Raw genomic sequence first — 12,212 nt, 5'->3', positions numbered from 1 at the left:
TATTCTACGCTATCTCACGTATCATCTGGGCGATTGCTCGGGCAAATCGCTCGTGACCCGCTGCTGTCCAGTGCAGTCCGTCTACACCGGCCTTGGCATATGTGTTGGCGTCGAAAAACGCAACATTATATTTAGTAGCATAGGTTCGAATTTTTTCAGGCAGTGCAGTTAGTGTCGCCACGGCTGTATCATCAAAGTGCCATGCCGATCGCGGTACGATTGCCTCGTTGAACAGGCCAGCAGGGTCTGGGATGAGTGGTGCAACAAGTAGCGGTGTGACGTCTGATTCGTGACAATACGTGACGTAGTGCGCCAGTGCCGTCACGATCGCCTCAACTGGTCGCTGGTGGCAGAGCTGGGCATCATTTGTTCCCAGTATGATGATGGCGATGTCGGGCTGATGACTGGCCAGGCACGGCGGAAAATACGTCCAGCCATTTCTCGACGGCTTGGCTGGGTCAGGATGATCAAGGTCAGTCCGCCGACCGCCTAGCCCCTCCTCGATGACATAATATTGGCGTGCCTCGTCCGCTAGTAGCACCCCCAGCCGCCGCGGCCAGCGCACCGACTCGTCATATCGCGCGTTCATATCGGGCCGCTGTCCAAAGGTGTTGGAATCACCAAAGCAGAGGATGGTTGTCTCGTGCATAGTGAGTATTGTATCACGTAGCCCCGCAGTATGTGTCATAATATCCTCATGAAGCGACTGATTGCGGTATCGGGTGGGGTGGACAGCGTGGTACTCCTCGACAGCGTATTACGGCATGGGCAAGACGAGGTGGCGGTGGCTCACTTTGATCATGGCATTCGGGCAGAATCGGCGGCCGATGCGCAGTTCGTGGCAGGGCTAGCACGCCGGTACGATGTACCGTATATTACGAGGCGTGAAGAATTGGGCGCGGCAGCCAGCGAAGATGTGGCGCGTCAGCGGCGGTATCAATTTCTCTTTGACGCGGCGGCACGTTGGGGTGGGCGCGTGATGACAGCTCATCACCAGGATGACGTGATTGAGACGATAGCACTCAATCTGCGGCGTGGTACGCGCTGGCGGGGCTTGGCGGCTATGGGTGATCAGCGGATTGAGCGGCCGCTATTGGAATGGACGAAGCAAGACATATATGATTATGCACTGCGCCATCGGCTGGAGTGGGTAGAGGACGCGACGAATCAGTCAAATGCTTATCTGCGTAATCAGCTGCGTCGGCAGCTTCATATGAAATTGACTGATCAGCAGCGGGTGGCGCTTGGTCGGTTATGGCGTCAGCAATGGCGGCTACGCCGAGAGATTGATAAAGAGACATTGCGGTTGTCGTCACGTCTTGGCAGTCGTTATTTTTGGGCGCATATCCCAATTGAGCCGGCGCGCGAGCTACTCCACCGAGAAGTGCAGCGACTGACTGGCGTGTCGCTACTCTCAGCACAGCTGGATCGACTGCTGATTGCTATCAAAATTGGCCGAGCAGGAACGGTGTGGCAGCCAGCCGCTAATGTGCGGGTGAAATTGTCCGTAAAAAGTGTTACAATAAAACGAGTGACTCGCTAGGACGAAAGAGAAAGGATTATGTGACGTATGGCAGGAAAGACGCCAAAGAATACTAAGAAAGGGGTCGGGCAGGTTGCTCGGCTGGGACTGTTTTGGGCAATCATTGTGTTTCTTGGGCTGGCAGTGTACGCGGCGCTGTCACCAAATAGCAACTTGAAGAATGTCGCGTTGACCGATGTAGTGCGACGGGCAAATGCCGGGGAAATTGCCAAGATTGATATCCAGGGCAATGATTTGAAAGTTACTCCCAAAGGCCAAAAACAGCCGACCGAGAAATCAGTCAAGGAATCCGGCAGTACGATTTACGAGCAAGGTTTGAACAAGGACGCCAAGGTCGAAATTAACGTTCTACCGCCATCGCAAACCGGCGAGGTGCTGTGGAATCTGACAGTGATGATCGTGCCGGTAGTGATCATCGTGATCTTCTTCATGTTCATGATGCGCCAGGCCCAGGGGCAGAATAATCAAGCGATGGGCTTTGGCAAGTCAAAGGCGCGGCTGTATGGCGAAGACAAAGAGAAGGTGCTGTTTGAGGATATCGCCGGTAATGACAACGCCAAGCAGGACTTGCAAGAGGTTGTCGATTTCCTGAAGCACCCGAAAAAATACAAGGAGCTGGGTGCTAAGATTCCGAAGGGCGTATTGCTAGTCGGTAATCCGGGTACCGGTAAAACCATGCTGGCGCGGGCGGTGGCCGGCGAGGCCGGCGTGCCGTTCTTCTCGATTTCTGGTTCGGAGTTTGTGGAGATGTTCGTCGGTGTTGGGGCCAGCCGGGTGCGTGATCTCTTTTCTAAAGCTAAGAAAAATGCGCCGTGTATCATTTTCATCGACGAGATTGACGCGGTGGGCCGCAAGCGCGGCTCGGGTATGGGCGGCGGCCACGATGAGCGCGAGCAGACCTTGAACCAGATTTTGGTGGAAATGGATGGCTTTGATGGCGACACTAACGTGATCGTGCTGGCGGCGACCAACCGGGCGGATGTGCTGGACCCAGCATTGCTGCGGCCGGGTCGGTTTGATCGGCGAGTGACGATTACTCTGCCGGAGCGCAAAGACCGCGAGGCAATTCTGAAAGTTCATTTCAAGAAAAAGCCGACCGACGAGACGGTTGACCTGGATAAATTGGCCGCCAAGACGGCTGGCTCATCGGGAGCGGATCTCGCTAATATCGCCAACGAAGCAGCAATTATCGCGGCGCGCCGTAACAAAAAGAAGATTTCAAACAATGAGCTGACCGAGGCATTTGAACGAGTGGCAATTGGCCCAGAGCGCAAGGCTAAGGTGATGAACGACCACGAGAAGGAATTGACGGCGTATCACGAGGCGGGTCACGCCATTGTTGGTCACGTCTTGCCGGATTCTGATCCGGTTCACAAGGTGACGATCATTCCGCGCGGCGGCACTGGCGGCGTCACCTGGTTCTTGCCGCCAGAGGATAAGAGCTACACCAATGTCTATGAGTTCAAGGATATCTTGGCTCGGGCGATGGGCGGCCGGATCGCTGAGCAGATTATTTACGGTGATGACGGCATTACTACTGGTGCTGGCTCAGACTTGCGTAAAGCCACCGAGATTGCCCGGGAAATGGTGATTGAGCAGGGTATGGGCAAGAGCTTGCGCGACCAAGTGTTCCACGAAGACAACGGCGGGCTGATGTTTGATAAGATGACTCGCGAGCGGCCGTACTCGGATGAGACTGCTAAATTGATTGATCAGGAAGTGTCGCAGCTGATCACCGAGGCCAAGCAGCGGGCAATGCTGGTACTAAAAGCTAACCGTCCGTTCCTTGACAAATTGGCTGAGGCGCTGCTCAAGGACGAAACGCTGGAGGAAGCGGCGGTGGACGAGATTCTTTCGGGAACGAAACTACCAAAGGAAGCAAAGCTGCACGCATAAATTGGTATGGGGCGCGTTCGTAATGTTGTCAACAAGATCAATCAGCGGCTGACAGTCAAGTTAGCCGCCACGATTTTAGCGAGCTCAATGTTGCTGTCAAGCTTGCTGGGGCTGCTGCGCGATCGCTTTTTGAACGCGGCGTATTTCCCTAACGAGAAAGCTCACTTGGCTGGTTATCCAGTCGGGCTGGACGCTTATACCGCAGCGTTCATGGTGCCGGATTTTATGTTTGCGATTCTAGTGTCGGGAGCGCTGAGTGTTACTTTCATCCCGGTATTTAACGAACGGTGGATCAAGGGCAACAAGCAATCAGCCTGGCAAATTAGTTCGAGCATGATTAATCTCATGGCGCTGGTGACGCTAGTAACCAGCGTTCTGATCATCGTTTTTGCTGATCCGCTGATGAAATATCTGATCGCGCCGGGGTTGAGCGAGGCTGGTCACGCGTTGGCAGTTAGTATGATGCGGGTGATTGCCGTAAATCCACTGATCTTTGCGGTGGCAGCGGTGATCGCCAGCATCCAGCAAGCGGTCGGTCGCTTCACCTTCTATGCGCTGGCGCCGATGCTGTACAACGTCGGGATTATCATCGGTACGCTATGGTTTACTAATGGCATCAATCTGTTCGGTTGGCAGATCTTTGATGGCGGTATTATGGGCGTGGCGCTCGGCGTGGTGCTCGGGTCAGTGCTGCAACTCATCGTCAGTGCGGTTGGATTGATCGGCCTCGGTTTTGATTATGATTTCAAGATTTATTGGCGCAACCATGGCTTTCGCAAAGTCTTGTCGCTGCTACCAGCCCGCTCAATTGATCAGGGGATGGATTATGTGGTTAGCCTGGCCGAAGTCAACTTGGCGTCGCGGATGGGGGACGGTGTCATTCGTCGCTATAACCAAGCATTGACGCTTCACATGATGCCGATCAACCTCATCGGCGTCGCTATTTCCAACGCTGCCTTTCCGCAGCTAACTGAACGCCTTGCCTCAGAGCGGCCGGATCTATTTCGCAGAGACCTGCGGTCATTTCTCAGGACGGTAATCTGGATGATTATCCCGATCTGTGTGGTGACATTTTTCGCGCGCGGCTACATAGTGCACTTTATCAATAATAATGGCGATCCGGTCATGGCGAATATTCTCGGTTGTCTGGTGATGGCGATTTTATTCAGGACGGTGTATCACATGGTGGCGCGCGGATTTTATGCGCAGCAGGACACCAAGACGCCGATGTATGTGTCGATTTTTGCGATTGTGCTGAATGTGGCGCTGGCGGTGATACTTGGCTACTACGTGAAACTTGGCCCGTACGGCCTGGCCTGGGCGCAGTCGATCGTGGCCTTTGTCGAGGTGGTGATTTTATGCGTCATTTTAGGTCGGCGCATGCCACAGCTGTTTGATGCGACGTTTGTCAAAGCGGTCGCCAAGATGGCGCTGGCCGCAGTGCCACTAGCGGTAGCGTGCTACGTCAGCGTGTTGGTAATTCCATTTCGAGCGTCGGATGACAGCTTTTTAGGGGCGCTGCCCAAGTTTGGGGCGATCACGATTTTCAATTTTGTCGTGTACGGTGCGCTGTCTAAGTGGCTAAGGCTGCCAGAAATCGACCCAGTTTTGGCGCGAATTAAACGCCTGCTGTTTTCGCGATTTGATATGGGTAAGTTGAGGCGCTGATGAAACCGCTGACTAGTATTCGGAATTTTTGTATCATCGCTCACATCGACCACGGTAAATCAACGTTGGCGGATAGGATGATGGAGATGACGGGGACGGTGGAGAAGCGCGAGATGAAGTCGCAGCTGCTCGATAGCATGGATCTCGAGCGCGAGAAGGGGATCACCATTAAGCTCGCGCCGGTGCGGATGAAATATCACTATACAGCAACTGATCCAACACCATTCGCACCAACGGCTTCCGCGCGCCGTGAATCTTCCTCGCCAATCTCTGGGGATTCTGCGGGACTCGCTTCGCTCAAACAGTCCTCGAATCGCCCGGAACTTAGCGAGTCTGATTCTCGGGCTTGTGTAGATATTGGTGTGAATGGGTTGGCTCAGCCAACTGTCTACGATCTCAATCTCATCGACACACCAGGTCACGTTGATTTTAGCTACGAAGTCAGCCGCTCATTGCAGGCTTGTGAGGGGGCGGTGTTGGTGGTTGACGCCAGCCAAGGCATTCAGGCGCAGACGCTGGCGAATGTGTACTTGGCGATGGAGCAAGATTTGACGATTATCCCGGTGCTGAACAAGGTTGATTTGCCGGCCGCTGATGTGCCACGGGTGTCCAAACAGGTGATTAATTTGCTGGGCTGCGATGAAAGCGACATTATTCATATTTCTGCCAAAACTGGGCAGAATGTTGACCAAGTTTTAGCGGCGATTGTTGAGCGAATTCCAGCGCCAACTGGCCAGCCGGACGACCCGACGCGGGCACTGATTTTTGATAGTTATTATGACGATTACCGCGGGGTGATTTTGTATGTGCGGGTGGTTGACGGCCAAATCAAAAAAGGTGAAGCAATTCATATGATGGCGACTGGCGCTAACGGGCTGGCACTAGAAGTTGGCCATCTTAGTCCTGGCATGATCCCTGACTCATCGCTGGATACCGGTGAAATTGGCTACATCGTCACCAACTTGAAGACTACGCGTGAAGCACGGGTGGGTGATACGGTGACGTTGAAAAAGTATATGACAAAGGAGTGAGATAGTGGTGAAGCAAGGCAGTCGGCGTATTTCGTATATTGGTAGCATTGTATGGCTGATGGGTTTTGGTTTGCTTGCCGCGGCCTGCATTAGTATTGCAATGTCACTGCCGATACCTTCAGTAGATGCTTCAGGTGTGATGGCGTGGGTGCAACAGCATCAGACTCTTCTTCAGTTGGCGGATGAAATACTGGCATGTGGGGCATCAATATTGTTGGCGATCGTTGTAGTGCTGTACGGTAAGTTTAGGGAGCGACATCCTGTGGGCGCGAGCGTCTTGCTTGCTTTAGGCGTTATCGCGACAATTGGTGCATTTTACGCGATGATGGCGCTCGGCCGTCTCGTTTATCCGGTAAATGGATTACCGATTGCTTCAGAGACAAGTGTGCTATCCGCGAGCCAACTGTTTGCGGGGTTGCATTGGATGGCACTGGCATTAGCTGCATGTGTTATTGCGGTAGCAATTATTACGAAATCTCGGCTGATTATCCTAACGAGCGCGTGTGTTGCACTACTAAAGGTCGTCGGCACATACTATGCGGGTGAGGTTTCGGTGCCATTGACGGTAGTGTCGGAGGTGTCACTATTTGGCTGGTCTATCATGATGGTCGTGTGGATATCTCGTAAGGAAGTTGAAACGTAAGTAACCCTGTGGATGTCACTCCATCTTTGTAAGATGCTATACTGAATGAATGACATCCTTCTTCAGAGAATACAACACGCATTTGGCAGTTGCTTTCGCAGCGTCGTCGGTCGCGTTTGTGGTACCGGAGTTTTGGCAGCGGTGTCATAATCAATCTCAGTCAGGGTATGATCCTAGCCCATCGCTGGACACCGGTGAAATTGGCCATATCGTCATCAACTGTGAAGTGCGGGTGGGCGATACAGTGACACTGAAAAAGTCTCGAGAGCGTATACATGTCGCGTAGTCAGCTAGCTCTCACTGATCAAGACTGGCACCATCTTCATGTGCTGTGGGAATATCTTTGTGTTGAGAGTCGGCTACCGGTGCGGGCGGATGCTATTGTGATCGGTGGCGCGGGAGCTATGATCGATAGCGCCGAGCGAGCGGCCGAGCTATATCATGCGGGCGTGAGTCAACGGATCGTGGTGTCGGGATTTGCTAATCCCTATCATAGGGCCACGGAAACCGAAGCGACACTGTTAGGGCGACAGCTCCAACGTTTGGCGGTGCCGAACTCGGCAATCCTGTTTGAGCATCAAGCCGCCAACACCGGTGAAAATATCACCCGTTCGGCTCGGCTGCTGGCAGAGATGATGATTCAGAGTAAGGACATTATCTTGGTTCATAAACCATATATGACGCGTCGATTTTTGGCAACTGCCGAGGCTCAGTGGCCGTATCCGCGGCCGCGACTGTATGTAACTAGTCAGCCGACAACATTAGAGGCATATTATCGCTTATACGAGGCAACCTATGGGAGTGCCGCTATGATGCTGACGTTGATGCTGGGTGATTACGAGCGGATAAAGACCTATCCTGCTAAGGGATTTTCAACGCCTCAGCCATCATCTCTCTCGGCGGACATGGCTTGGCAGGCGCTCGTGGCGCGCGGTTTTTTGCCGAAAGCATAGTGAGTTAAGAATGAGCTGCCATTATTTATAAAATAGAATAAAATGCTACAACATTATGTATAGAGCGATTGGGGCGACTGAATATTCCGGAAAGGAAACACTGCTACCCGGCTACATTATTACCAACCTCAACACCACTCGTGAGGCGCGGGTAGCTGACACGGTTACGTTGAGAAAATGCAGAGTAAACTGTGATTGATACTTCAGACGACCCGGTCAAAGTGTCTGCCAGCCAATATTTTCAACTGAGAGACCGGCTGGAGGCTTCTCAGGTTATAAATAGGGATTCTTCAACAAGCTAGGTTCTGTGAAAGTAGTGTAGAATATTAGTTATAAGGAGGAATTATAATGAGCAAAGGCATCATCTACGTCATGACCACCGCAGTGTCGGGCCTTATCAAAATCGGCAAGACACAAACCAAGCAGTACCCAGAGCGGATGCGCTTTCTCGAGGCGAATGGCTACTACAATGTGGTTGGTTTGAAGCGGTTGTTTGCGATCGAGGTGGCTGACTATTCCGAAAAGGAAACGCTACTGCACGAAATATTCGCCAAGCATCGAGTCGGCAGTAGCGAGCTTTTTGCGCTTGATTATGATTTGGTACGGCAGCTGTTGCTATCGTTTGAGGGCGAGGTGGTCTTTCCGGAGCAGAAAAATAAAGAAGCGGAATTTGATAAAATCACCAAAGCCAAAAACAGTAATCAAAAGTTTAGCTTTTACCGGAAAGGTCTCAAAAATGGCGATGAGGTTGTCTTTCTCAAAGATAAAACAATTGTAGCAAAAATTGTTGGCGAGCGCGAAGTTGAATATGGCGGGCAGAGGTGGTTTTTGTCGCCGCTGGTGCGAAAAATATTTGAGGATAAAAATCAAGTCAACAACAGCGGTGCCTACCAGGGCGCAGCATATTTTTGTTTTGAGGGCAAGAAGCTGAAAGACTTGCCGGATGTTAAATTATAAACGCAAGCCATTCGCGTCGATAGCGAGATAAGTAGAGGAGAAGTATGAATCCACAAACAATAAGCTTAACTGAATTACAAAAACACCTCGATCAAACGTGTAAAGAAAAAGGATGGGATAAAAATTCTGTTACCGAAGTATTCTTATTGTTTACTGAGGAGGTTGGCGAGCTGGCGAAAGCGATTCGCAAAGAGACGGGATTTAAGGGAGAAAAAAGACCTGATAACCATGATAATCTGCGCGAGGAGTTTGCGGACGTGTTGAATTATTTGATGGAATTGGCAAATCGGTTTGACGTCAATTTGGCGGAAGTGTATTTTGAGAAGCACGAGATCAATAGCACGCGGCGGTGGGAGTAAACCAAGTATTTTGCTAAATCAAGCTGGTTGAAAAACCATGTCAAGACCCGATCCCCTCAGCCGATCCACCATGACCATAGTCGTTAGATACGCCATGCTAAATATGGCGGAACAGTCCTCTCTGAGCTGCAAACCTAATCCTGCGAGTAAGACACTTTAGAATAGAATACTTGCGGCGTTCAGTGTCTATATATTACAATATAGACCATAATCATCAATAGGTAAAAGGAAAAAATGAACGGTCACGAAACAGGAAAAATTATAAGAGTAGATGATTCTGAACACATAACCGAAGGTTCACTGGACTCTGAAGACTTGACAGGGGACTCTGCGGGTCGGGCAGAGAATCACGAAGGTCTTTCTTGTGTCGAGAATTCTCTTGTTGGTCATGTTGCGCGAGATGGTGAGAGAGGGTTTAAGCAGGCGGTAGAAGATACATACACTGTTGATGAGTTGCTTGAGACTCTGGTAAGCGAGAATTCTAACCATCAATTGACGAACCATGACATCCACAAACTCATCAATGCCGGCCATGGTCGGGCAGTTGCCCGCAACCTCGATAGCTTTACCGGCCTTGATGCTAGTATCGCCTACGAACTCATTGATGCTGGTTGTGGTGGGAGAGTCGGCCGCTACCTCAAGAACTTCACCGGCCTTGATCACAATGAAATTGCCCACAAACTCATCGACGCTGGCTATAGTTGGGTAATCGCCCACGTCCTCACAGACTTTACCGGCCTTGATGCTAGTATTGCCCACAAACTCATCGATGCCTGTGAGAGTGGGACAGTTGCCTACTACCTCAAGAACTTCACCGGCCTTGATCACAATGAAATTGCCCACAAACTCATCGACGCTGGTAATTGTGGGACAGTCACCTACTACCTCAAGAACTTTACTGGTCTTGATCATAATGAAATTGCCCACAAAATCATCAATACCGGCCACGGTGATGTAGTTGCTGGCTACCTCAAGAACTTTACCGGCCTTGATGCTAGTATCGCCTACGAACTCATTGATGCCGGCTATGAATTACAGGTACTGCAATGCGTATATGTCTTTGGTGAAGCTGCCCCAGAAATAGTCCTTAGCCGTATAGATAAGATAAAATTAAGCGACGATCTAGCAGATGCCGTCCTTAGTCATTTATCATACTACGGTATGGACACAGTCGCACGGAGTACTGTATTGTGGGCATGTGCAAACCACTACTCGACTGCGCAAAAAGTTACTCAGCTTGACCTGGAGGGGCTTATTGGTGCAGAAGAGGCGTCTAGGTTACGTGCATATATTGCCGAACTCAAGCCAGAGCTGCGCGGTATAGTGAAATATCATCCATACGCAGACGAGGCGGGTGACATAGAGCATGTGACATCATCTCGACCGGGGACGGAATTTCACAAAAGAGCGGTTCAGGCCGATCGACGTTTGCGACTTCCCAAAACCGAAGATGATAGGAGATTGAGAGAGACTATTAAACAGGCCTACGATAAACTACAGAAGGATATAGCGTCGCGGTACGGAGACCGGTATGCCCAAGAGTTATTCGGTGGGCGAGGAGACAAGACGGGTGATGCCTGGCCGACCTACCGCAGGCTGGTGGCAGACTATATAGCCGAGATGGGAGAGATTGATATATCTGAAACCCTGGAAAGAGCGGCTAAAATATTCAATCAGGTACTTGAAGTTGATACTGGCTACTACGATAGACTGTTTGCCGAGTGGGACACTAAGCGGATAGGCGAGAGAGAATTTGAAGAAGTATTCCTCGGTCGTGACGGTGTCTATGCGTACGTGGGGCGCCGTGCTCAACTCTACGCCCGCCGCCGCAAACTCGGTATGAGTAGCCGTGCGACAGGCGGGTCGCTCATAGAGTTTCCTACCTACCTTGTGTATCCGCGAAAGTTTTGCAATAACTTTAACGACGAAGTAAAAGGCGAGTACCTGCGTTCTCATATCCAGCACCCAGACGCCGCCCATTACTATGACACTGGATTTATAGGAACGATTCCTGACGATATCATGAGCGTGCTAGGGGTGCCAGGGTCAGACTATGATTATGATAGCCGAATTAGACTGCTTAGTGCGAGAGACCGACCAAGAACGGTGCTGGGTCTGAAAGGTGACAAGCTGGAAAGAAATAATATAGTAGATACTATAGAATACAATGTCAAGGACGAAGAGTCAGCAGGGGGTTTGTATCGCACTGAAGATGGCCGGTTGGAACCGTATAGTCGACCGACTAGCCCCAGTGAACGTCTGGCTTTTCGTATGACACAGCTAGCTCTGCACCGGCATTACTATACTCGCGAGCTAAAAAACACGGAGCCGGTTAACTTGGGTTACGAAGTGAGAAGCCTGGAAAATCAGCGAGAAATGAGGATCGACAGTAGTTATAGTGAGGCAGTAAAAGGCCAGTTATCCGAACTGTTCTCAAGTCCTGATATTGGCACCGAACTACTGCAGTCGGCGACATCACTCAAAATAGCGAACCCAAACGATCCGTATCCTGGTGAGGCAGTTTTTGGGCTATCGCTTGCTGGCGACACCGAGGTGATTGTGAAGAATGTCGTGGAGGCAAAGCGTCGGGGGCCAGTCGATGAGTTCGAGGCGCTTTTGTTGCTGCGCAAGCTTGGCGTTGACGCGCCAAAGCCAATTGCTCGGGTCTTTACGAACGGGCAACAAGGTTTTGTTGTGATGGAGAAGATAAATGGCGAGAGCGGGCGAACGGTCCGCAATTTCTTTGCAGACAATGCTGTGCCGGAGTCAAATCAGCGAGAGCTGATGACTGACGCTCTTTCGCGCATACAAGACATCGCTGAGACCGTACGGCGCGATACAGGGATTGATAAACCATGGCGTTTGAAAGATTTTATCATTGAGTATAGCAGGGACGATAATGGGCAATACCGCATTGCATCAATGCGGCCGATCGATTTTGAATGCGCAGAAGTTTTTGATCCAGCTTATCCTTACAGTATCAAACTTGGCCAGGGGCTAGATAGTCTCGTATAGGAACATGCATACGAGTTGGTAATATAGACCAATCTAGCCTGCGATATCTGTCTGGCAATACATAGAACACTCTCGCCCGCCTAAGGTCAGGACTCAGGCGGTTAGAATGGTGTAAGTAGGATAGTCAGGCTTTTTCCTGGCATCTAA

Annotated in this window: 11 protein-coding genes; 10 read left to right on the top strand and 1 reads right to left on the bottom strand. The window is 50.9% G+C overall.

Features of this window, described 5'->3' with window-relative positions; all coding sequences use genetic code 11:
• Nucleotides 1-4: 4 nt before the first annotated feature.
• Nucleotides 5-688, bottom strand: a complete 684-nt coding sequence (locus FBF24_04105; protein ID QCT41044.1) for a hypothetical protein — start codon at nucleotides 686-688, stop codon at nucleotides 5-7.
• On the opposite strand from FBF24_04105, the gene tilS reads away from it, so the two are divergent.
• From tilS to FBF24_04055, 10 genes are all read left to right on the top strand, one after another.
• The gene (gene tilS, locus FBF24_04100; protein ID QCT41043.1) at nucleotides 680-1,543 is read left to right on the top strand and encodes a tRNA lysidine(34) synthetase TilS; all 864 of its coding nucleotides are present in this window, start codon (nucleotides 680-682) and stop codon (nucleotides 1,541-1,543) included. The two genes, FBF24_04105 and tilS, sit on opposite strands and share 9 nt — an antisense overlap.
• A gap of 27 nt (nucleotides 1,544-1,570) precedes the next feature.
• On the top strand, nucleotides 1,571-3,439 hold the full coding sequence (gene hflB / locus FBF24_04095) for an ATP-dependent zinc metalloprotease FtsH (GenBank protein ID QCT41042.1): 1,869 nt from the start codon (nucleotides 1,571-1,573) through the stop codon (nucleotides 3,437-3,439).
• 36 nt (nucleotides 3,440-3,475) lie between these two features.
• Nucleotides 3,476-5,107, top strand: coding sequence for a murein biosynthesis integral membrane protein MurJ (murJ, locus tag FBF24_04090; GenBank protein ID QCT41178.1), 1,632 nt, complete (start codon nucleotides 3,476-3,478; stop codon nucleotides 5,105-5,107).
• Nucleotides 5,107-6,138 carry a GTP-binding protein gene (locus tag FBF24_04085; GenBank protein ID QCT41041.1) on the top strand — a complete coding sequence of 344 codons (1,032 nt, stop codon included), beginning with the start codon at nucleotides 5,107-5,109 and terminating at the stop codon, nucleotides 6,136-6,138. The genes murJ and FBF24_04085 overlap by 1 nt, the downstream gene beginning before the upstream one ends.
• Before the next feature lie 7 nt (nucleotides 6,139-6,145).
• Nucleotides 6,146-6,781 (top strand): hypothetical protein, encoded by a 636-nt coding sequence (locus tag FBF24_04080; GenBank protein QCT41040.1) that lies wholly within the window; start codon nucleotides 6,146-6,148, stop codon nucleotides 6,779-6,781.
• A 49-nt stretch (nucleotides 6,782-6,830) separates the two neighbouring features.
• The gene (locus FBF24_04075; protein ID QCT41039.1) at nucleotides 6,831-7,067 is read left to right on the top strand and encodes a hypothetical protein; all 237 of its coding nucleotides are present in this window, start codon (nucleotides 6,831-6,833) and stop codon (nucleotides 7,065-7,067) included.
• Nucleotides 7,057-7,734, top strand: a complete 678-nt coding sequence (locus FBF24_04070; protein ID QCT41038.1) for a YdcF family protein — start codon at nucleotides 7,057-7,059, stop codon at nucleotides 7,732-7,734. Before FBF24_04075 ends, FBF24_04070 begins: the two co-directional genes overlap by 11 nt.
• Before the next feature lie 348 nt (nucleotides 7,735-8,082).
• Complete coding sequence (locus FBF24_04065) at nucleotides 8,083-8,691, top strand: GIY-YIG nuclease family protein (GenBank protein ID QCT41037.1); 609 nt, start codon at nucleotides 8,083-8,085, stop codon at nucleotides 8,689-8,691.
• 44 nt (nucleotides 8,692-8,735) lie between these two features.
• Nucleotides 8,736-9,050, top strand: a complete 315-nt coding sequence (locus tag FBF24_04060) for an RS21-C6 protein (protein ID QCT41036.1) — start codon at nucleotides 8,736-8,738, stop codon at nucleotides 9,048-9,050.
• Between the two features lie 234 nt (nucleotides 9,051-9,284).
• Nucleotides 9,285-12,065, top strand: coding sequence for a hypothetical protein (locus tag FBF24_04055; protein ID QCT41035.1), 2,781 nt, complete (start codon nucleotides 9,285-9,287; stop codon nucleotides 12,063-12,065).
• The last annotated feature ends 147 nt before the right edge of the window (nucleotides 12,066-12,212 follow it).

The organism is Candidatus Saccharibacteria bacterium oral taxon 488 (genome assembly GCA_005697215.1).
Classification (GTDB): domain Bacteria; phylum Patescibacteriota; class Saccharimonadia; order Saccharimonadales; family Saccharimonadaceae; genus Nanosynbacter.
This window is presented reverse-complemented; position numbering and strand designations above follow the sequence as displayed.